At 70.4% G+C, this 22,179-nt stretch carries 17 protein-coding genes; 10 read left to right on the forward strand and 7 right to left on the reverse strand.

Features of this window, described 5'->3' with window-relative positions:
• The first annotated feature begins 39 nt into the window (after positions 1-39).
• The 7 genes from J5V16_RS02355 (at position 40) to J5V16_RS02385 (ending at position 11,586) form a co-directional block, all read left to right on the forward strand.
• On the forward strand, positions 40-4,119 hold the full coding sequence (locus J5V16_RS02355; protein ID WP_208494332.1) for a discoidin domain-containing protein: 4,080 nt from the start codon (positions 40-42) through the stop codon (positions 4,117-4,119).
• Between the two features lie 28 nt (positions 4,120-4,147).
• Complete coding sequence (locus J5V16_RS02360) at positions 4,148-5,608, forward strand: family 43 glycosylhydrolase (protein ID WP_208494333.1); 1,461 nt, start codon at positions 4,148-4,150, stop codon at positions 5,606-5,608.
• Between the two features lie 75 nt (positions 5,609-5,683).
• On the forward strand, positions 5,684-6,982 hold the full coding sequence (locus J5V16_RS02365; RefSeq protein WP_208494334.1) for an ABC transporter substrate-binding protein: 1,299 nt from the start codon (positions 5,684-5,686) through the stop codon (positions 6,980-6,982).
• Positions 6,983-6,997: 15 nt separating this feature from the next.
• Positions 6,998-7,864, forward strand: coding sequence for a carbohydrate ABC transporter permease (locus tag J5V16_RS02370; protein WP_208494335.1), 867 nt, complete (start codon positions 6,998-7,000; stop codon positions 7,862-7,864).
• Positions 7,861-8,679: a carbohydrate ABC transporter permease gene (locus tag J5V16_RS24105; protein WP_208494336.1), complete on the forward strand. Its 819-nt coding sequence runs from the start codon at positions 7,861-7,863 to the stop codon at positions 8,677-8,679. Before J5V16_RS02370 ends, J5V16_RS24105 begins: the two co-directional genes overlap by 4 nt.
• Entirely contained in the window at positions 8,676-10,631 is a 1,956-nt protein-coding gene (locus J5V16_RS02380) for a glycoside hydrolase family 127 protein (RefSeq protein WP_208494337.1), read from the forward strand. Before J5V16_RS24105 ends, J5V16_RS02380 begins: the two co-directional genes overlap by 4 nt.
• Before the next feature lie 166 nt (positions 10,632-10,797).
• Complete coding sequence (locus tag J5V16_RS02385) at positions 10,798-11,586, forward strand: inositol monophosphatase family protein (protein WP_208494338.1); 789 nt, start codon at positions 10,798-10,800, stop codon at positions 11,584-11,586.
• Positions 11,587-11,778: 192 nt separating this feature from the next.
• On the opposite strand, the gene J5V16_RS02390 is transcribed toward J5V16_RS02385, so the two are convergent.
• Positions 11,779-12,165: a winged helix-turn-helix transcriptional regulator gene (locus J5V16_RS02390; RefSeq protein WP_208494340.1), complete on the reverse strand. Its 387-nt coding sequence runs from the start codon at positions 12,163-12,165 to the stop codon at positions 11,779-11,781.
• A 211-nt stretch (positions 12,166-12,376) separates the two neighbouring features.
• Between J5V16_RS02390 and J5V16_RS02395 the strand changes: the two genes are divergently transcribed.
• The gene (locus J5V16_RS02395) at positions 12,377-13,828 is read left to right on the forward strand and encodes an MFS transporter (protein WP_208494342.1); all 1,452 of its coding nucleotides are present in this window, start codon (positions 12,377-12,379) and stop codon (positions 13,826-13,828) included.
• Between the two features lie 59 nt (positions 13,829-13,887).
• On the opposite strand, the gene J5V16_RS02400 is transcribed toward J5V16_RS02395, so the two are convergent.
• From J5V16_RS02400 to J5V16_RS02415, 4 genes are all read right to left on the reverse strand, one after another.
• Complete coding sequence (locus tag J5V16_RS02400; RefSeq protein ID WP_208494343.1) at positions 13,888-14,430, reverse strand: RNA 2'-phosphotransferase; 543 nt, start codon at positions 14,428-14,430, stop codon at positions 13,888-13,890.
• Between the two features lie 46 nt (positions 14,431-14,476).
• Positions 14,477-14,857, reverse strand: a complete 381-nt coding sequence (locus J5V16_RS02405; protein ID WP_208494344.1) for a DUF1304 domain-containing protein — start codon at positions 14,855-14,857, stop codon at positions 14,477-14,479.
• Positions 14,858-14,898: 41 nt separating this feature from the next.
• A complete protein-coding gene (locus J5V16_RS02410; protein ID WP_208494345.1) occupies positions 14,899-15,693 on the reverse strand; it encodes an FHA domain-containing protein in 795 nt (264 codons plus the stop codon).
• A 97-nt stretch (positions 15,694-15,790) separates the two neighbouring features.
• On the reverse strand, positions 15,791-17,599 hold the full coding sequence (locus J5V16_RS02415; protein ID WP_208494346.1) for a serine/threonine-protein kinase: 1,809 nt from the start codon (positions 17,597-17,599) through the stop codon (positions 15,791-15,793).
• A gap of 173 nt (positions 17,600-17,772) precedes the next feature.
• Between J5V16_RS02415 and J5V16_RS02420 the strand changes: the two genes are divergently transcribed.
• Positions 17,773-18,399 (forward strand): TetR/AcrR family transcriptional regulator, encoded by a 627-nt coding sequence (locus J5V16_RS02420; protein WP_208494347.1) that lies wholly within the window; start codon positions 17,773-17,775, stop codon positions 18,397-18,399.
• 30 nt (positions 18,400-18,429) lie between these two features.
• Positions 18,430-20,859, forward strand: a complete 2,430-nt coding sequence (locus tag J5V16_RS02425; protein WP_208494348.1) for an MMPL family transporter — start codon at positions 18,430-18,432, stop codon at positions 20,857-20,859.
• Between the two features lie 103 nt (positions 20,860-20,962).
• Here J5V16_RS02425 and J5V16_RS02430 read toward each other — a convergent pair whose 3' ends face one another.
• Positions 20,963-21,430: a hypothetical protein gene (locus tag J5V16_RS02430; protein ID WP_208494349.1), complete on the reverse strand. Its 468-nt coding sequence runs from the start codon at positions 21,428-21,430 to the stop codon at positions 20,963-20,965.
• Between the two features lie 14 nt (positions 21,431-21,444).
• Positions 21,445-22,161, reverse strand: a complete 717-nt coding sequence (locus J5V16_RS02435) for an AAA family ATPase (RefSeq protein WP_208494351.1) — start codon at positions 22,159-22,161, stop codon at positions 21,445-21,447.
• Positions 22,162-22,179: the final 18 nt, after the last annotated feature.

Consider the following 22,179-nt stretch of genomic DNA (forward strand, 5'->3'; position numbering starts at 1 on the left):
CGCCCCGGCACACCCCCGCATCCTTCCCGGAGGCACGCAATGGCGCATCGCCCCACGTCCACCCGACTCCTCGCCACCGCCGCATCCCTGGCCCTCGCCTCCGGCCTCGTCGTCGGCGCCGCGGGCCCCGCCGCGGCCCAGCAGACCATCGGCTACCCCGAGTTCACCGGCGGCGACGCCGTCCCGCCCGAGCCGGTCCCGTACGACGTGACCGGCATGATGCCGGCGATGTACGAGGCCGAGGCCGGCGGCACCGACTTCTGGATGGACCGCCTCCTCGCCCGCAAAGGCGCCGACCCCGCCGGCGACCAGTGGCTCATGACCCGCGGCCGCGCGCTCCTCATGCGCGTCCACGACCCCGACGTGATCGGCTTCGGCGGCCAGCTCGCCTACTACGACCCGTTCTTTGACCGTGCCGCCAACACCGACGGCTTCACGATCGACATCGGTGACGCCGACTTCACCGAGGTCGTCGACCGGCGCCGCCAGACTCCCAGCCACTGGACCAGCGTCCACGAAGGCGGCGGCCTCACCGCCGAGGTCCAGAAGTTCATCACCGACAACAACGTGGCGGTCGCGAACGTCACGGTCACCAACGAGGGCGCTGCGGCCACGGTCCCCGTCCGCGTCGACTCCGACTTCGCATGGCAGGCCTCCGGCGACGAGCTCACCGGCGTCCTCGACGTCCAGAACTCCCGTGGCGAGCGACTCACCACCGTCTTCCCGCGCCTCTCGGGCACCGGCCTCGCCCCCGCGGACGGCGGCCTCGCCGGTGAACTCGAACTCGCCCAAGGCGAATCGGCCACGTTCAAGGTCCAGCTCGGCATGGTCGCCACCGAAATCCCCGCCTCGACCACCGAGTACGAGACATTCAAGGCCGCCGGCCCCGAGGACGCCTTCGCCGCCCACGTGCAGGTGTACAACCGGTGGTGGGCGGACAACCTCCCCTACTTCGACGTCCCCGACGAGGCCCACAAGAAGTTCATCTACTACCGCTGGTGGCTGATGCGCTACAACTACCTCGACGCGGACATCCCGGGCAACGACTTCCAGTTCCCCACCTCGATCGAGGGCGTCCTGGGCTACAACAACGCCATCGCCCTCACCGTCCCGATGTTCATCGACGACCTGAAGTACCTGCGCGACCCCGCCTACTCCTACGGCCCCTGGGTCTCCACCGGCGAGTCCTCACGCGGCGGGCGCTTCATGGACAACCCCGGGGACCCCGAGAACTGGTCGAACTCCTACACGCAGTACATCGCCGAGGCCGCCTGGCGCTCCTACCAGGTCCACGGCGGTCCCGAGGACGTCGTCGAGAACCTCGCCCGCTACGCCGAAGGCGACGTCAAGGGCCAGCTCGAGACCTTCGACTCCAACGGCAACCACCTCATCGAGTACGACTGGGGCGCGATGACCGGCAACGACGCCGACGCCGTCTCCTTCCACTGGCGGGACGGCGACCTCGACCGGGCCGAATCCGCCTACCAGTACTCCGGCGCGATCGCCGCCGCAGAGGCGTACGAGCTCATCGGCGACACCGCGAAGGCGGCCGAGATGCGCGACCTCGCCGCCGACATCCAGGCCGCGATCACCGACGTCCTCTGGAACCCCGACACGCGGCTCTTCGAGCACGTCCACGTCGAGTCCGGCGAGCACGTGCCGTGGAAGGAGATCAACAACTACTACCCGTTCTCGGTGGGTGCCGTCCCGAACGAGCCGCAGTACACCGACGCGCTGCGCCTCTTCGAGGACCCCGCCGAGTACCCGGTCTTCCCGTTCTACACCGCCAACCAGGCCGACAAGGCCGAGGCCGCCGAGCAGGGCGATCCCGGTTCGAACAACTTCTCGCAGATCAACTCCACCGTCCAGTTCCGGCTGTTCTCCTCCGCGATCCGCGACTACGACCAGGACTCGATCACCGCCGAGGACTACAAGCAGCTCCTGTACTGGAACGCCTGGGCCACCTACATCGGCGGCGACACCGCCTGGCCCGACTCCAACGAGTTCTGGGCCGACTGGAACGCCGGGGACGAGTCGATCGACTACCGCTCCTGGATCCACCACACCACCCTCGGCTCCAGCATCTGGACCTATGTGGAGGACGTGGCGGGCCTGCGCCCCCGCACCGACGAGAAGGTCGAGCTCTCCCCGATCGACATCGGCTGGGACCACTTCACCGTCGACAACCTCCGCTACCGCGATGCCGACCTCACCATCGTCTGGGACAAGCCGAAGGACGGCAAAGTCCACTACCAGGGCATCCCCGAGGGCTACTCCGTCTACATCGACGGCAAGCGCGCCTTCACCCTCGACAGCCTCGTCCCGGCCGTGTGGGACCCGGACACCGGCAGGGTCGAGCTGCCCGCGGGCGGCAAGGTCCTCAAGAGCAAGAAGATGAAGGACCTCTCGGCCCCCGAAGAGGTCGAACTCGACGGCCGCGTGGTCGATGTATTCAACAAGGCCGGCGCCGACCTCGAAGGCGACGCCGAGAACCTCGCCGAAGGCCGCACCGCCACCGCCTCGCACACCGCGAACGGCGGCAGCACCGCCGGGGCCGTCGACGGCACGACCATCAACGCCCCCTACTGGTCCAGCGCCGGCTCCGGCAACGAGACCGACTGGTACGAAGTGGACCTCGGAGGGAACGTCGCGATCGACGAGGCCCGCCTCTACTTCTACCGCGACCGCACGGTCGACGGCCTCGCCGAACCCGCCGTCTACCAGGTCCAGTACCACGACGGCACCGACTGGGTCACCGTCCGGGACCAGGCCAAGGCACCGGCCGTCCCGCAGGCCAACTTCAACCAGGTGCGGTTCCCGGAGGTCACCACCGACCGCGTCCGCATCCTCATGGACCACCAGGACGGCCACGCCACGGGCCTCAAGGAAGTCCGGCTTCTGCGCAGCGGCCATGACGTGAGCCCGCCGGAGAACTCCGCGCCGTACGCCCTCGCCAGGCAGAACCTGAGCTTCCGTTCGCCGATGCAGGCCCGCCTCACCGGCACCGTCAAGGACGACGGCCTGCCCCTCGACGGCGCGCTCACCGTCGCCTGGTCGAAAGCGGCCGGCCCCGGCGCGGTCGTCTTCGACGACGCCACCGCCTCGGCCACCGTCGCCACCTTCACCGAACCGGGCACGTACACGCTCCAGCTCGCCGCCTCGGACGGCGCCGCCGAAGCGGACTCCACTGTGGAGATAGTGGTCGCCGAACCCGACGACCGCGCCAACGCGGCCCTGTTCGCCGCGCCCACAGGCTCCTACACCTCGCCCTGGGAGAACATCACCGCGATCAACGACGGCATCGACCCGCCCCGCTCCGACGACGGGAACAACCCCCGCTGGGGCACCTGGCCCGAAGAGGGCGAGCAGTGGGTGCAGCTCGACTGGGAGACCCCGGTCCGCCTCGACGCCAGCGACATGTACTTCCTCGACGACGGCGGCGGTGTCCGCACCCCGGCGTCCTGGAAACTCCAGTACCGCGACGGCGACCAGTGGAAGGACGTCGCCGCCGACGGCCCCTACGGCACCGCCGCCGACCAGTACAACCAGGTCACGTTCGAGCCCGTCACCACCACCGCGCTCCGCGCGGTCCTCCAGAGCGGCGCCGCCAGCGTCGGGATCCTCGAATGGAAGGCCTTCGCCGAAGCGCCGCAACAGGTCAGGGCCGTCCACCAGCCGACCGTCGTCGGCCACGTCCCCGACCTCCCCGCCACCGTCACCTGCGTCTACGCCGACGGCACCCGCCTCGAGCAGCCCGTCGTCTGGCAGCAGCTCACTCCCGAGGACCTCGACGAACCCGCCACCCACGTCCCCGTCGGCGGCCTCGTCACCGGCCTCGCCCTCCCCGCCGCCGCAACCGTCCACGTCAGACTCCACGACCTGGTCGAGATCACCGCGCTCGAGACCGAAGCGGTCACCACCACCGCCGGGACGGCGCCGCAACTGCCCGCCACCGTCACCGCCGTCTACAACGACGGCTCGAAGGACAACGTCAGCACCACCGTCACCTGGGAACCGGTCGACCCGGCCGACTACGCCCAGCCCGGCACCTTCACTGTCCGAGGCACCATCGCCGGCACCTCCCTCGCCGCCGAAGCCACCGTCACCGTCAGCAGCTGATCTCCCACCGGCATTTAGGAGACTTCCCATGCAGCCCAACGCACTCAGACGAATGTTCGCCGCCGCGCTCGCCGCGGCCCTGGCCTGGAGCCTCTTCCAGATCGCGACCCCCGCGCAAGCGCAGCAGGCGGTCAACGTCGCCCGCTCGGCGACCCCCTCGGCCTCCTACACCTCCTCGTGGGAGACCGTGGCCGCGGTCAACGACGGCATCGAGCCGCCCGGCTCCAACGACACCCGGAACCCGCGCTGGGGCACCTGGCCCCAGACCGGTTCCCAATGGGTGCAGCTGACCTGGGCCGCCCCGGTCACCGTGAACGCCTCGGACCTGTACTTCTTCGACGACTCGTTCAACTCCGGCCCCGGTGGCGTCCGCGTCCCGGCCGGCTGGCGCATCGAGTACCTCGACAACGGCGCCTGGACCCCCGTGAGCGGCGCCAGCGCCTACGGCGTCGCCGCCAACGCCTACAACCACACCGACTTCAACGCCGTCACCACCACCGCGCTCCGCGCCGTCCTCCAGAGCGGGACCGCCTCCGTGGGCGTCCTCGAATGGAAGGTCTGGGGCAAGGGCTCGGCCTCCCAGACCGGCAACCCGATCGTCCGCAATATCTATACCGCCGACCCGGCGACCCTGGTCGTGGGCGACACCATGTACCTCTACTCGGGCCGCGACGAGGCCGCCGCGAACCAGCAGGCCTTCGTGATGGACGAGTGGCACGTGTTCTCCTCCAAGGCCCCCGACAACGACCCGGCCGCGTGGACCTCGCACGGCGTCAAGCTGTCCCTCTCCACGTTCGCGTGGGCCGGGGCGAACGCGTGGGCGTCCGAAGTGGTCCAGGGCCCGGACGGGCGCTACTACTGGTTCGTCTCCGTGGACGGCAGCACCGACAACGGCTGGATGAACATCGGCGTCGCGGTCTCCAACAGCCCGCTCGGCCCGTTCGTCGACGCCATCGGCGGCCCGCTGGTCTCGGACTCGACCCCGAACTCCTCGGCGCTCAACATCGACCCGACCGTGTTCATCGACGACGACGGCCAGATCTACCTCTACTGGGGCTCGTACTGGCAGCCGCGCATGGCCAAGCTGAACCCGAACATGACCTCCCTCGCGGGGCCGGTCACGACCCCGACGGGCCTGACCGAGTTCTGGGAGGCGCCGTGGATGTTCAAGCGGAACGGCACCTACTACATGGCCTACGCCTCCAACGGCGGCTCGGGCTGCGTGACCAGCTCGTCGTACGCCTGCATCCGCTACGCGACCGCCTCGGACCCGGCCGGGCCGTGGACGCACCGGGGCGTGGTCCTCGGCCAGGTCACCTCGACCACGAACCACCCGGCGATCGAGCAGTTCAACGGCCAGTGGTGGATGGTCTACCACACCGCCGACGCCGCCGGGGGCGGCGACTTCCGCCGGTCGGTCGCGATCGACCCGCTCTACTTCAACGCCGACGGGACGATGCAGCAGGTCGTCCAGACCAGGGGAGCTTGACCCGTACCACCGCTACTGGCGGCGGCGCCAGCCGCCGCGAAACCCCTTAGATCCCTTACATAGAGGAGACCGGAAATGAGCAGGAACAAGCGCCCCTCCCGGGCCGCGCGCGCGGGGGCGGTCCTCGCCGCGGCGGCCCTGCTGGCCGCCGGGTGCGGCGACGGCCGACCCGGCGGCGGCGGCGGAGGCGAGGTCGTCCTCGAAGGCGTCGACGACGGCACCACCCTCACCATGTGGACGCGCGCCGCCACCGAAGCCCAGTCGCAGCGGCTCGTGGACGCCTACAACGCCAGCCATGAGAACCAGATCGAGCTCACCGTCATCCCCACCGACGACTACCAGACCCGCGTCGGCACCGCCGCGGGCAACCGGGAGCTGCCCGACCTGTTCGCGCTCGACGTCGTGTTCGCCCCGAACTTCACCACCGCCGGGGCCTTCCTCGACATCACCGACCGGATCGACTCGCTCGAGTTCAAGGACGCCCTCGCGCCCTCCCACCTCGACGCGGGCACCGTGGACGACCGCGAGTACCTGGTGCCGCACACGCTCGACCTCTCAGTCCTGTTCTACAACAAGGACCTCTACACCCAGGCCGGGCTCGACCCCGAGCGGCCGCCGACGACCCTCGCCGAGTTCGCCGAGCAGGCCCGCGCCGTGGACGCCCTCGGCGGGGACGTGAGCGGCACGTTCTTCGGCGGCAACTGCGGCGGCTGCTTCGTCTTCACCTGGTGGCCCACGCTGTGGGCCGAAGGCGTGGAGGTCATGAACGAGGAGGGCACCGAATCGCTGCTCGACTCCCCTGAGGCGCAGGAGCTGTACGCGACCTACCGGAGTCTCGTCGAGGACGGCGTCGTCGCCCCCGGCCACGCCGAGGAGACCGGAGCGACCTGGGTGTCCCTCTTCCCCGAAGGGAACATCGGCGTCATGCCGATGCCCTCGACCATGCTCGGCCTCATGCCCGAGGACATGAACATCGGCGTCGCGCCCATCCCCGGCCTCACCGGCGGGCAGTCCACGTTCGTCGGCGGCGACTCGATCGGCATCAGCGCCAACTCCGAGCACCCCAACCAGGCGTGGGACTTCCTGCGCTGGAGCCTCGAGGAGGAGCAGCAGGTCGAGCTCCTCGCCGCCCACGGGGACGTCATGGCCCGCACCGACCTCGTCGGCAACGAGTACTACGCCGACAACCCGAACGCGGTGGTCATGAACGACCTCGTCGCCGTCGGCCGCACCCCCTACTCGCTCAAGTTCGGCCAGACCTTCAACGACCCGCAGGGCCCGTGGCTGCCGCTGGTCCGCGAGGCCGTCTACGGCCCGGCGGGCGCGGACCTCGGTCCGCTCAACGACGACGTCACGGCTTCACTCTCCAGTTAGGCGGGAAAACTCCATATGCGTTACTCGCGCAAGCTGGCCGGCGCCCTCTACGCCGCCCCCGTGGCGGCCTTCGTGCTGGCCTTCTTCGTCGCGCCGCTGCTGCTGGTCGGGCGCATGTCCGCGTCCGACTGGCCGCTGCTGGCCGGCGACCTCGGCATCAACCTGCCTGACAACTACGCCGGGATCGCCGACAACCCGCTGTTCTGGCCCGCGGTGGGCTTCACGCTCAAGTACACCGGGATCGTCGTCGTCATCCTCATCGGGCTCTCGCTGCTGCTGGCGCTCATCGTCGCCGACCGCCGCAAGGGCACCGGGTTCTTCCGCACCGCGTACTTCCTGCCGACCACGCTCGGGCTCGCGTCGGCGTCCCTGCTGTTCTTCGGGTTCTACAGCCCCGCGATCGGCCCGCTGGACCCGCTCCTGGAGTCGTTCGGCCTCGGCCCGGTCTCGTGGCTCGGCACCCCCACCGCCGCCCTGTGGTCCACAGTGGTTCTCATCGTGTGGAAGTTCGCGGGGTTCTTCATGATCATCCTGCTCGTGGGCCTCCAGTCGATCCCGCCCGACGTGTACGAGGCCGCCCGCCTCGACGGTGCGAACCGCTGGCAGTCGTTCCGGCACGTCACCGTCCCGCTCCTGCGGCCCGCGCTCGGCCTCGTCCTCATCCTGTCCGTCACCGGCTCGCTCCTGGCGTTCGACCAGTTCTTCATCCTCACCAAGGGCGGGCCCGACAACAGCACGGTCACCGTCGTGCAGCTCATCTACCGGGAGGCCTTCCAGCGCTTCGACCTCGGGGCCGCCGCCGCGATCTCCGTGGTCGTGCTCGCCGCGCTCCTGGTGCTCAACATCGGCCAGTTCCGGGCCCTCAGAAGGGATGACCAGTGAGCACCAAGCTCTGGACGACCTCGTACTACGCGCTCGCGGGAGGCCTGACCGTCCTGTTCCTGTTCCCGCTGATCTGGACCGGCTACGCCTCGGTCGCCCCCGCCGGGGCCACCAACCAGCAGGACGGCTTCGGCTTCGGGAACTACGTCAGCCTCCTCGAGTACGACGCCGGCCTCGGCCGCTACCTGTGGAACAGCGCGTACGTCTCGATCCTCACCGTGGCGTTCACGCTGGCGCTCTCGATCGCCGGCGGGTACGCGTTCGCGCGCTTCACGTTCCGCGGCCGGGACACGCTGTTCCTGCTGACCCTCGCGATCCTCATGGTCCCGTACTCGACGCTGCTCATCCCGCTCTACTCGATGCTGGGCGACCTGGGCCTGCGCAACACCCTCACCGGGCTCGCGCTGGTCCTGACCCTCTACCAGCTGCCGTTCGCGGTGTTCATGATGCGCATCTCGTTCGAGGCGGTGCCCAAGGAGATCGAGGAGTCGGCGATGTGCGACGGCGCCGGGACCTTCGGCGTCCTCACCCGGATCATGCTGTTCGCGGTGTGGCCGGGACTCATCACGGTCGGGCTGTTCTCGTTCCTGGCCGCCTGGAACGACTTCATCGCCCCGCTCGTCCTCGTCAGCGAGGCCGACAAGGCCGTGCTGCCGGTGGCCATCGCCAACCTGCGCCAGCAGTCGATGGGCGCCATCGACTTCGGGGCGACGCAGGCGGGCGTGGTCGTCATGGCGCTGCCCTGCCTGGTGCTGTTCGCACTGCTCCAGCGCCACTATGTCCGCGGATTCATGTCAGGAGCCATCAAAGGATGACGACGTCCACACCCGTCACCCCGCCCGCCGGCGCCGCCGGCGCCGCCTCTCCCCGAACCGGAGCTGCTGCGCAGTGCAGTCCCGTGCTGCCCGGTCGCGGGGCGCTGCGCCCGCTCGGCTTCGGCGAAGCGCGCGTGACCGGCGGCCACTGGGCCGAACGCCAAGCCGTCAACGCCGCCGCCTCGATCGGGCACTGCCTGCACTGGCTCGGGAAGCTCGGCTGGATCGACAACTTCACCCGGGCCGCCACGGGAGCGCCGTTCGATCGGGCCGGCCGCGAGTTCTCCGACTCCGAGGTCTACAAGCTCGCCGAGGCCATGGCCTGGGAGATCGGCCGCACCGGCGACCCCGGGCTCGAGGCGCGCTTCCGCGAACTCGCCGCGGTCATCGCCGCCGCGCAAGAGGAGGACGGCTACCTCAACACCATGTTCGGCCACCCCGGCCAGCGGCCGCGCTACTCCGAACTGGAATGGGGCCACGAGCTGTACTGCTACGGGCACCTCCTCCAGGCGGGGGTGGCGCGGCTGCGGTGCCACGGCGAGGACGACTTCACGCGGCTGTGCCGCCGCGCCGCCGACCACGTGTGCGACGTGTTCGGTCCCGGCGGCCTCGAGAAGGTCTGCGGGCACGCCGAGATCGAGCTGGGCCTGGCCGAGTTCGCCCGCGCCACCGGCGAGTCCCGCTACCTCGAGCAGGCCCGGCTGTTCGTCGAGCGGCGCGGCACGCACACGCTCGGGGACGGCGGCTTCGGCCGCGCCTACTACCAGGACGACGTGCCGGTCCGCGAGGCCGAGGTCCTGCGCGGCCACGCCGTGCGGGCGCTCTACCTCGCGGCGGGCGCGGTCGACGTCGCGGTCGAGACCGGCGACGATGAGCTGCTGGAAGCCGTTGGGCGCCAATGGGACCGGACCGTGACCCGCCGCACCCATCTGACCGGCGGCATGGGCTCGCGGTACATCGACGAGGCGTTCGGGCCGGACTTCGCGCTGCCTCCGGACCGGGCCTACGCCGAGTCGTGCGCGGGCGTCGCGGCCGTGATGACCGCGTGGCGGCTCATGCTCGCCACCGGCGACATGCGCCACGGCGACCTCATCGAGCGGGTCGCCTGGAACGTCCTCTCCGGCGCCGTCCACCCCGACGGGACCTCGTTCTTCTACGCCAATCCGCTCCACGTCCGCACCGCCGACGCGGTGCCGCCCACCGACGCGGCGCTCTCGCACCAGGCCGCGGGCGGCCAGCGCGCGCCCTGGTACGACGTCTCGTGCTGCCCCACGAACCTGGCGCGCACCTTCGCGCAGTTCGCGGTCTACCTGGCGACGGCCGACGAGACGGGGGTGCAGGTCCACCAGTACGCGCCGGCCGTGGTCGACACGGTCGTGGGCGGCGCGCGGTTCGCGTTCACGATGGCGACCGCCTACCCGGACGACGGCGCCGTGCGCATCCGCGTGGAGGCCAACGGCGGCGGTGAGCGCACCGTCTCGCTCCGCGTCCCGGCCTGGGCCGAGGGCGCGCGGGTGACCGGCCCGGACGGTGCGGCCCGCGCGGTCGAAGCCGGGAGCACCGCGACCGTGACCGCGGCTTTCGTCCCCGGCGACGAGATCCGGTTGGATCTTCCCGTGGCCCCGAGATGGACCGTGCCGGACCCGCGCATCGACGCGGTGCGCGGCTGCGCGGCCGTCGAACGCGGGCCGGTGGTGCTGTGCGCGGAGTCGATCGACCTCCCGTGCGGTGCGGACGTGGCGGAACTCACGGTAGACACGTCGGTGGCACCCGTCGAGCGCGACGGCCGGATCTTCGTGTCCGCGCAGGTCCACGACCGCGACGGGGCCTGGCCGTACGGTCCCGCCGCGCCCCAGGAGGAGGGCAAGTCCGCCGAAGTCGCGCTCATTCCGTTCCACCGCAGGGCTACTCGCGGCCCCGCCTCGATGCGGGTGTGGCTGCCGACCGGCTGACCGGATTGGGCCGGTGTACCCCGGAATGCGGGGCACCGGCCCGTCTCGTGCGGCGCTTCGGAAATTTCCGGCGGATCGTCGCACCGGGAGTCCAAGTGCCGCATGGTCTTGCACCTTTAGGATGAGGTCCTGTCGGGTGGGTCGGACGGAGACGAGGAACCGAATAATGAGCGAGCTGCTGGAATTCCTGGGCACGGCCGAGCAGGCGGCCGAGACGGCGGTGGCGGTGATCCGGGCGGGGATCGGACGCGAGCGCTCGATCAGCGGCAAGGGCGACCGCGATTTCGCGACGGACCTCGACTACGCCGCGGAGGACGCGGTCCGCGCGTTCCTCGAACGCGAGACCCCCGCGATCCCGCTGCTGGGGGAGGAGCGGGGCCGCACGGGCGACACCGAATCGCATTACGAGTGGGTGCTCGACCCGATCGACGGGACCATCAACTTCGCGCACGGCTCGCCGATGTTCGGCGTATCGCTCGCACTGGTGCGCAACGGCATGCCGGTCGTGGGCGTCGTCCACGCCCCCATGTCCGAAGAGCGGTTCAGCGCCGCCCTCGGCCACGGCGCGGCCCTGAACAAGCAGGCCCTGCACACCGCCGGGCCGTCCCGGCTCTCCGAGGCCGTGGTCGCCATGGGGGACTTCTCGGTCGGTCCCGACGCGGACAAGCGCAACCTCCGCCGCCTCGCCACCCTGCAGCGGCTCGTGCCGAAGGTGCAGCGCATCCGGATGCTCGGCACGGCCGCGCTCGACATGTGCTGGCTCGCGGCGGGCCGCGTGGACGCGGTCTTCCATGAGCGCGTGAACCTCTGGGACGTGGCCGCCGGGACCGTGATCTGCCGCGAGGCCGGCGTGCTCGTCACCGACCTCGACGGCGTCGACTACGGCGACGGCGCCCTCTCGGTGCTCGCCGCCGTCCCGCCGATCCACCGGGCCCTGCTCGCCGAACTGGCCTGAGCCGCGAACGACAAGGGCGGCAACAGAACGCGGGTGATGCTCGCGTCGTGTCCGATGTCGGGCACGTGTGGGAGCATCGTCGCATTTCTTCGGCTGGTCGGAGGCGGATGCGGGTGGGAAGGGGCATGCCCTATGGCCGCCGCGCGGCGGCACCGCGTGCCGCGGCACCGGCCGCACCCGCCCGTCTGCGCCTTATGCCGCCAGCGCCTGCTCGTCGTACGCCTTCCGGGCCTCGATGATGTCGGGCTGGTGCCGCTCGGCCCATTCGAGCAGGCCCGTCAAATGCCCGTACAGCTCCCGCGCGCTCGGCGTCGCCGAGTACTCGACCTTCGGCGGCACGGTCGGGTAGACCGTGCGCTCGAGGAGCCCGTCGCGCTCGAGGTTCCGCAGCGTCAAGGTCAGCATCCGGCGGGAGATGCCGGGCACCGAGCGCTCGAGCTCGGTGTAGCGAACCGGGTTGCGGATCGCCGCGACCAGGATCGACACCGACCACTTGCCCGCGACCCGGTCGATGATCTGCACGATCGGGCAGGCCTCGGCCTGCACGTCGGACTTCGGCAGCACGCAGTCGTCGCTCATCGGTCCTCCTCTGCGGCGCCGCGACCCACGGCCCCTATGTCGCACATCACAACCAGGGAAACGGCCGGTCGACCTGGACAGGAACATCCCTGTACCCCCTGGCACATGAAAGTGCCTTCTTACGGATCGCTCCATTGGAACACATGATTACCCCAGGAACAAAACGTTCCCCATGTGCTACCGCAACCGCCCTTCCCAAAAGGAGCTACCGATGTCACCCATTGCAGCCCAGAGCCTCCGCACCCGCTGGCTCGCCGTGGTCGCCCTCGTGGCCGCCCAGTTCATGATCGTGCTCGACCAGAACATCGTCAGCATCGCCTTGCCGGCCATCCGCGACGACCTCGCGTTCAGCCAGGCGAACCTCGTGTGGACCGTCAACGCCTACGTGATCCCCTTCGGCGGCCTGCTCCTCCTCGCCGGCCGCCTCGGCGACCTCGTGAGCCGCAAGCAGGTGTTCCTCGCCGGTCTGGCCCTGTTCACCCTCGCCTCCGTCGCGGCGGCGCTGGCCGACTCGCAGGGCTTCCTGCTCGGCGCCCGCTTCGTGCAGGGCATCGGCGGCGCCATCACCGCCGCCGGGCTGCTGGGCATGATCGTCACGATCTTCCGCGAACCGCAGCACCAGGTGAAGGCCATCGGCGTCTACGGTTTCGCCTCCGCCAGCGGCGGCGCCGCCGGCAGCGTCATCGGCGGCGTGCTCACCGAGACGCTCGGCTGGGAGTCGGTGTTCTACGTGAACCTGCCCTTCGGCCTCATCGTCGCCGCCATGGCCTGGAAGCTCCTGCCCACCGACCGCGGCATCGGCATCAAGGCCGGAGCCGACGTCATCGGCGCGGCACTCGTCACCGCCGGCCTCATGCTCGGCGTCTACACCCTCATCGAGACCGAGCGCTACGGCCTCACCTCGGCCCGCACCCTCGGCCTCGGCGCCCTCGCGGTCGCACTCCTCGCCGGCTTCTTCGTCCGCCAGGCGAAGGCCGCCGCCCCGCTGGTCCCGCTGCGCATCCTGTTCTCCCGCAACGTCGCCGGCGCGAACCTCTCGCAGGCCCTCATGGTCGGCTCGGCCTTCGGGTTCATGTTCTTCACCGTCCTCTACCTGCAGCAGGTCCTCGAGTTCGCGCCGCTGGCCGCGGGCCTCGCGTTCCTGCCCGCCCCGATCGTGATCGCGGTCGTCTCGATGGCGCTGGCGCCGCGGCTGCTCACCCGCTTCGGCGCCCGTCCGCTGGTGCTGACCGGCCTGACGCTCATGGTCGCGGGCTTCGTCCTCTTCGCCCAGATGCGGGCCGACGGGAACTACCTGGCGGACGTGCTGCCGGGCATGGTGACCGCGCCGCTGGGCTTCGGCCTGGCGATGCCCGCCCTGATGACGCTCGGCATGGCCGACTCGAAGCCCGAGGACGCCGGTGTCACGTCGGGCCTGTTCAACACGGCGCAGCAGGTCGGCGGCGCGGTCGGCCTGGCGGTGATCAGCACCGCGGTCTCGGCCCGCACCGGGAACCTCCTCGAATCCGGGACGGCGCAGGCGGAGGCGCTGACGGCCGGGTTCCGCCTCGGCTACTGGGTCGCGGCGGGCCTCGCGGCGGCGGCCCTGCTCATCGCGGTCACGGTCATCAAGGCCCGCAAGGGCGCCGAGGCCCCGGCCGAGATGCCGGTCGCCGTCGGCTAGGTCCGGAGAACGCCCGGGGCCGCCGTCCATCGCGGACGGCGGCCCCGGGGCGTTCGCGGTCATCCCGGGAACATGATGGCCCAGGCCGGGACGTACTCGGTGAGCCAGACGCCGTTCTCGGACTTGTAGAACGTGTACCCCTCCCCGGCCATGCGGCGGGCGTCGATCGCGAGGACCACGGGCTTGCCGCGGCGCGAGCCCACCTTGATCGCCGTCTCGCGGTCGGGGGAGAGGTGCACATGGTGCCGGTCCATCGGCTTGAGGCCCTCGTCGCGGATCGTGGCGACGAAGCCGCCCGCGGTGCCGTGGTAGAGCACGGGCGGGGGCGCGACCGGGCTGAGGTCGAGGTCCACGTCCACGGTGTGGCCCTGGTTGGCGCGGATCCTCCCGTCCCGCAAGGCGAACCGCTGCTTGTCGTTGCGGGCCACGACCTCTTCGAGCTCCTCGCGCGTGACCTGGAAGTTCCGGTCGGCGAGGGCCTTGAGCAGCACATCGACGTCGACCCAGCCGTGCTCGTCGAGTTCGATGCCGATCCGGCCGGGGTCATGGCGCAGGTGGCGTGAGAGGTACTTCGAGACCTTCACCATCCGTTTGTCGTCCACTTCGGTATCCGTTCGCGCTGAGGGCAGGTCAGACTATCGCGCCGGCCTAGGACTGGGCCAACGCGAATACGAGCGCCAGGGCTGGGAGCAGGCCCTGCTTGAGCGCGGCCGAGGCCATCGACCGGTCCTTGAGGACGAGCACGAGCGCTGCGCCGAGCATGGAGCCGCACGCGAACCAGATCAGGGTCATGCCGACCGTGTGCTCGGCGCGCACGACGGCGACGCCGAGGAGGGCGCCGATGGCGAGGAACAGGTTGTACCAGCCCTGGTTGTAGGCCCAGGAGCGGACGGTCTCGACGTGTTCGGTGGGGGTGCGGAACAGGCCGCGGTGCACCGTGGGGTCGGTGAAGCGCAGGGACTCCATGACCCAGATGTAGACGTGCACGAGCCCGGCGAGGGCGGCGAGGATCTGGACGGCGATGAGCATGGTCCGATTGTCCCCGACGCGGCCCGGTCGTGCCGCCGAGTTCAGTTCTCGTCGAGGACGAGCAGGTCGGGCGGGACGAGGGTGCGCGTGCGCAGGAGTTCGCCGACGAGGTTGTGGTTGAGCATGTTGCCCACCGGCTCCCCGACCTCTTCGCGGGTGAGGCCGGGGACCCCGGCGGCGGAGAGCCGCTTGCGGACCCCGGCGACGAGGTGCTCGGCCTTCTTGGGCCGCCAGCCGCCGCCGGGCCGCAGCTCGGCGAGTTCGGCGGCGACCTGCTTCCACGACACCGGCTGCGGGTAGGCGTCGTGGAGGAGGTACCGCTGGGCGAGGCACACGAGCGCGAGCCGCTCGTCTGCGTCGAGCTTCCAGGGCCGGTCCTTCAATGTGGACGCCTCGGGCGCGGGCGTGGGCAGGCGCCCGTCGACGCCCGCCACGTACAGCTCCACGAGGTGCCGCCGCCGCGCGGTGCTGCTGATGAACACCGGCGTGTACCCGGTCTCGAGCGGGTAGGAGTCGTCCTCGGGGAAGAGCATGCGCGCGCCGGGAAGCTGGAGCGGCAGGTGGCCGGTGTTGGCGAGCCACCAGTGGTCGCCGCGGCGGGCCAGGCGGCCGTGGCTGCGGCTGACGCGGCGGTCGTCCTCGCCCACGCACACGTGCACGTCGGGCCGGTTGCGTCCGAACAGGACGACGCGCTCCTCCTTGGGGCGGAACCGGACCCCGCCGGAGACGGAGAGCGCGTAGATGGTGCCCGGTTCGGACTCGGGCACGCCGAACGCGAGGCTGGCATGGTTCGCCGGCAGCGGTTCGACCCCTTCGACCTGGGGGATGTCGGACATGGCGGGCTCCTTTCTCGGTCCAGCCTGGCACGTCCGCTCGGGACGGGTCCCGAGCCGCTTCGCTACAACGGACAGGGCGCGGGAACCGAAGCGGCCCTTACTCGTCCGGCAGGGCCTCGGCGGCGGGACCCGCCAAGGCGACGGCGATGTCGCACATCTGGTCGGGGTCGTCGTCCTCCGTGCCGCGCACCCAGATCCGGACGTACTCGGCGACGATGGTGCCGTCCTGCTCGGCGCTGGCGTGCTGGCCGTAGATGACGCTGACGAGACACGATTCGTCCTCGCCCCAGTGGTCGCCTTCGTTGTAGGCGACGCGGCCGTCGAGGGTGAGGCGTTCGCCGTCGTCGGCCTCCGGCGGGTCGTCGCGGTCGAACAGCACGCGCACATGCATCGCGCTGGTGGTGCTGGTCCACTGGCAGGTCCAGCCGCCGAAGCCTTCGAGGGGGTCGTCGGCGGCGACGCCGGGGAAGTGCTCGAGGGCTTCGTCGTCGAGGAGGTCGCAGGCGTCGAGGTAGAACAGGGACTCCGGCTCCTCCTCATGTTCGCGCCGCGCGAGCGGGCCGCCTTCGGTGAGCGAGTCGGCCGCCGCGTTCACGGCCGTGTCGATGATGGGGCAGATGTCGGTGTCCTCGCCGGGGTCCTGCTCGGCGATCATCTCGGCGAAGTGCTCGCCGTCGGGGAAGATGAGCGTGCGCTTGCACTCGGTGTGGATGCCCTCGCTGCTGACGATGCCGAACTCACCGTGCATCGTGGTCTCGCCGCCCTGAAGCGGGTCGCCATTGGTCTTGTAGAGGTAGAGGTTGAGGTCGACGCCGCCGGTGTCGTTCTCGATGCGCAGGTCGCAGCTTTCGAACGAGCCGTTGTCGGCGTCGATTTCGGTGGGGCCGTAGACGCTCAGCGCCTCCTCGTCGAAGAGTGCGCACGGGTCGGCGGTGGTCGGGTCGCCGATGAAGTCCCACGGGTCGAGTTCGGCGGCTTCGCCTTGCGGCCCTTGGTCCTCGCCCTCGGGCAGGACGTTCCAGACCGCGGCGGCGAGCAGGACGAGCGCTGCCGCTGCGACCCCGGACCAGATCCATGACCGGCGCAGGCGCGCCCGGCGCGCGGTCACGGAGACGGCCTCGCCGCCGATGCGGCCGAGTTCGACGCGGGCTTCGGCGATCTTGACGCGCCGCTTCGGGTCGGTCGCGAGGAGCCGGTCGAGCAGGGGCGCGAGCGCCCCGGCCCGCTTGGGTTCGATCCGGTCGCCCTGCGCGGTCCGCCACAGCAGCGAGTGGGCGTTGCCCTCGCCGAACGGCGTGGTGCCCTCGACGAGGTGGAAGATGGTGGCGCCCAAGGAGAACACGTCGGCGGCGGGCGTGAACTTGCCGCCGCGCACCACCTCGGGGGCGACGTACCCGGGGGTGCCGGTGACCGCGCCCGTCCCGGTCAGGGTCGGCTCGGCGTGGACCTGCCGGGCGATCCCGAAGTCGGCGAGTTTCGCGTGGCCCTGCCCGGTGACCATGACGTTCGCGGGCTTGATGTCGCGGTGGAGGATGCCCTTGGCGTGCACGGCCTCCAGGCCCCCGGCGAGCTGCGCGCCGTACCGCGCGGCCTCCTCGGCGGGGACGGTCCCGGCGTCCGCGAGGGTGCGGCCGTCGACGTACTCCATGACGATCCACCAGTCGCCGTCCTCCTCGACGGCGTCGAAGACCGTGACCACGTTGGGGTGGTTCACGCTCGCGAGGACCTCGGCCTCGCGCCGGACCTTCGCCGCGGCGGCCGCGTCGCCGCCGCTCAAGGCGCGTTTCAGCGCCACCGACCGCTCACGCAGCCGCAGGTCGGCCGCACGCCACACCTGCCCTTGGCTGCCCGAGCCGAGCCGCTCCTCCAGCCTGTACCGATCGCCCACGACCTGCCCAGCGCGCAACCGTCTCTCCTGCTCTTGAAAAGCCGAATCGCCCCCATGTGTCGCGCTCCACATTAACGCACCGAAGCGACGCAAACCCGTCCCGGAAGGGCCGCTCATGTTCGAACCCGGTGTGGCCGGAACCACCGGCCAGCAATTTGCACTCAGTGCGTCGTTGCACTTAGTGTAATCACATGTCTGGGCATCCCGAAGTGGCCGTCGACCGCCGCACCGCGCTGAAAGCCAAGAGCCACAAGGCGATCCTCGACGCGGCCGCCGACCTCATGCGCGAGCGCCGCTCCACGAACTTCTCCGTGGACGAACTGGCCGCCGCCGCCGACGTCTCCCGCCGCACCGTCTTCAACCACTTCGACTCCCTCGAAGACGTGGTCATCGCCGTCGCCGGGCACATGCTCGTGGACATCGTCGACGCCATGGAAGCCGAGGCCGCCAACGCCTCCGGCGACGTGCTGGGCGACCTCACCGCCGCGGGCTCGGCCGACCACCTCGTGCCCACGATCGCCTACCTCATCGAAGTCCTCGGCGGCGACCCGAAGCAGCCCTCCGAACGGGGTGCCGTGCTCATGCAGCGCGCCATCGCGCTCTTCACCGAGCAGATGTCGGCCTCGATCGCCCGGCGGCACCCGCGCGTGGACGAACTCCAAGTCGGGTTCCTCGTCGCGGCGTTCTGCGGCGGCCTCCTCGGCCTCGTCGAACACTGGGCGACCGCCACCGGCGGCACCGACACCGCCGCCTCCCGCCGCACCTGGAACGACCTCCTCGCCCGGCTCGTGCTCGTACTGCGCGAACCCGAAGCCTGACCCCCCGATCCTCCGAACCGAAAGGCCGTCATGGCTGAATTCCTGTACCGCATGGGCCGCTGGTGCGCCCGCCGCGCCAAGAACGTCATCGCCGCCTGGGTCGCGATCCTCGCGGTCGCCGCGGGCGCCTTCGTGCTCTTCGGAGGCACCCTCACCACCACGGTCTCCATCCCGGACACCCCCACCGAGGCCGTCACCGAACGGCTCCAGGACGCCATTCCCGCCGCCGCGGGCGGCTCCGGCACCATCGTCCTCAGCACCGAAAACGGCGAGGCATTCACCCCGGAACAGCAGGCGCGGATCAGCGACCTCGTCACCCGCGCAAGCGAAGTCGACGATGTCGAGACCGCGATCGACCCGTTCGCCACCGAAGCCGAACGCGCCGCCCAGGCCCAGGCGATCGCCGACGGCCGCATCCAGATCGAAACGGGCCTCGCCGAACTCGCCGCCGCCCAGGACCAGCTCGACCTCGCCCGCGAACAGGCCGGCGACACCCCCGAGATCGCCGCCCAACAGGCCCAGCTCGACGCCGCACGCGACGAACTCGACCTCCAGGCCGACGCTCTCTCGCGGGGCGAGGCCATGCTCGGGCTCGCCGAAGGCATCACGATGGTCGCCGAAGACGGCAGCGCCGCCGTCGTCTCCATCGCGTTCACCGAGCCGCAGATGGAAGTCGCCCCCGAGACCAAGGCCGCCGTCACCGACCTCTTCGACGACAACCCGATCGACGGGGTCGACGTCGACTACGGCTCCGACATGCTCGACTCCGTGCCCAGCGTCTTCGGCATCGGCGAGGTCGTCGGCCTCGTCGTCGCCGCCGTCGCCCTCATCGTCATGCTCGGCACCCTCATCGGCGCCGCCCTCCCGCTGCTCACCGCGCTCGTCGGCGTGGGCGTCGGCGCCATGACCATCATGTCCCTCTCCGGCGTCATCGACATGACCTCGGTGACCCCGGTCCTCGGCCTCATGCTCGGCCTCGCCGTGGGCATCGACTACTCGCTGTTCATCGTCAACCGCCACCGCCGCCAGCTCAAGGAGGGCTACGACCTCGACGAGTCGATCGCCCTCGCCACCGGGACCTCGGGCAACGCCGTCGTCTTCGCCGGGGCCACCGTCCTCATCGCCCTCGCGGCGCTCAATGTCACCGGCATCCCGTTCCTCGGCCTCATGGGCACGGCCGGGGCGCTGTGCGTCGCCGTCGCCGTCCTCGTCGCCGTCACCTTCATCCCGGCCCTGCTCTCCTTGGCGGGCATGAAGATCCTCCGCCGCTCCGAACGCGCCGCCCTCGAAGCAGAGCACCCGGAGCCCGGGACCGCCGTCGAAGGCAAACCCGCCGTGAAGGCCATGCGCACCCCGAGCGCGCTCGTCCGCGTCCTCGTCGGCATCGGCGCACTCCTGCTCGCCGCGATCCCCGCCATGGACCTGCGCCTCAACCTCCCCGACGGCTCATCGGAAGCACACGACACCACCCAGTACCAGGCGTACGCCACCATCGCCGAACGCTTCGGCGAAGGCCAGAACGGTCCGCTCCTGGTCGTCGCCACCCTTCCCGGCAGCCCCGACGAGGCCGCCGCCCAGGCCGCCCAGGTCGGCATCGCCTTGTCCCTCGGCACCCAGCAAGGGGTCGTCGCCGTCGCCCCCATCGGTATCTCCGACGACCGAACCGTCGCCGCCTTCCAGGTCCTGCCCGAATCCGGCCCGACCAGCGAAGCGACCGAGACGCTCGTGCACACCCTGCGCGGCCTCGACATCCAAGGCGTCGAATCCATCGGCGTCGCGGGCAACGCCAGCGGCAACATCGACATCTCCGACAAGCTCGCCGACGCCCTCCCGGTCTACCTCGGCGTCGTCGTCGGCCTGTCGCTGCTCATCCTCATCCTGGTGTTCCGCTCGATCTTCGTGCCGGTCGTCGCCACCCTCGGCTTCGTCCTCAGCTACTTCGCCGCGCTCGGCGGTGTCGTCGCGATCTACCAGTGGGGCTGGCTCGCCGACGTCTTCGGCGTCGACAGCCCCGGCCCGATCCTGAACTTTCTGCCGACCCTCCTGGTGGGCATCCTGTTCGGACTCGCCATGGACTACATGCTGTTCCTCGGCTCGGGCATGCGCGAGGCCTACGCGCACGGCGCCTCCGCCCGCCTCGCCGTCGTGCACGGCCTGCGCGCCGGGCGCTCGGTCGTGACGGCCGCCGCGATCATCATGATCGCCGTGTTCGGCGGGTTCGTCTTCTCGCACTCGGCGATGATCCGGCCGATCGGGTTCGCGCTGGCGTTCGGCGTCCTCGTGGACGCGTTCCTGGTGCGGATGCTCATCATCCCGGCGCTGATGCACCTGTTCGGCGAGAAGGTGTGGTGGCTGCCGAAGTGGCTCGACCGCCTGCTGCCGGACGTCGACGTGGAGGGCGCGGCCCTGGAGCGCCGCCACCCGCACGTCGAGCCGAAGGAGACCGTCGCGGCCCATTAGTCGCGGATGGCGGCCGTCGCGGTAAGCGGCGGCCGCCTTTCCTCACTGAGGCGTGAAAAAACCGCCGACCGGCGCTTGCCGGTCGGCGGTTCGAGATTCGGAACTAGATGTTCTGGACGTTCTCGTAGACGCCGTCGCTGTCGTTGTCCTCGGCGTAGGTGTCCAGCAGGCCGTCGCCGTCGGTGTCGGACTCGACGGTGTTGACGAAGCCGTCGCCGTCCGTGTCCGTGCCGTACGTGTCCATGTAGGTGTCGCCGTCGGTGTCGACCAGGATCGACTCGGAGTACCCGTCGCCGTCCTCGTCGGTGGTGACCTGGTCGATCCAGCCGTCGTTGTTCGTGTCGGACTCGATGGTCTCCTCGTACCCGTCACCGTCGAGGTCGTATGACACGGACTCCTCCACGCCGTCCCCGTCGATGTCGGTGTCGGCCACCGCGGAGTAGACGTCGTCCTCGGTGTACGAGTCGTCTGCGTACGTCGAAGAGTCGTCAGTGGAGTACTCATCGGCGGCGTCGGTTCCGTAATCGTCGGTGGTGTAGTCGTCCTCGACCGATCCGTCGAATTCGCTCATCGCGCGCTCCCTGCCTAGGGTCTGAGAAGTGTTCGGTGCTTTCGGTGGAAACCATAGATCCCGTCCGCAAGCCCCATCCTCCCCGAATCGTGCCTACCCCTTTCGGCGGCCCCCGCACGGCGTCCGGCGGTCCGCCGCACGTCCGTTCTGAGGCATTGGGCCGCAAGCAAGACTTGCTGTAAGTTGCGCTTCGGCGCCGCCAGGTAGTCGCGGACTTTCGCGAGGTTCGCCTCGACCGGTTCGACCGCGTCGACGGTGAGCCGCTCGACCGTCAGCGCCGGGAAGGTCGCCCGCATGTGCTCCACATGCGCCCAGTCGATCTCGTGCCAGTTGGGGATGTTCCGCTTCCGCCCCTCGACCCGCCGTCGATGCAGCCCGATGTCGCTGCACACGCATTCGATGACGCGCAGCTCGCCGCCGTGCTCGCCGGCGGCCCGGCCCCACCGTTCGGCGGTCTCGTCGTTGATCACGCTGTCGGTGATGGCCGACTGGCCGAGCATCAGCTGCCTGGCGGCCAGCGATTCGACGAGCCCGTCATAGAGCGCGAAGTAGGTCGCGTCCTCCATGCCGTCGAACACCCGGTACGGCTTGAGCGCCCCCATCAGCCAGTCGCCCGCGAACACCGGCGTCCGCGAGACCCGCGCGAGCGCCTCCGCCAGCGTCGACTTCCCCGTCCCGGGCAGACCCGCGAACGCGATGATCTGAGGACTCACGGCACTGTCGTCATGCATGGCAACCTCCGGCTTCGG

The organism is Glycomyces niveus, from assembly GCF_017592475.1.
GTDB lineage: Bacteria > Actinomycetota > Actinomycetes > Mycobacteriales > Micromonosporaceae > Glycomyces > Glycomyces niveus.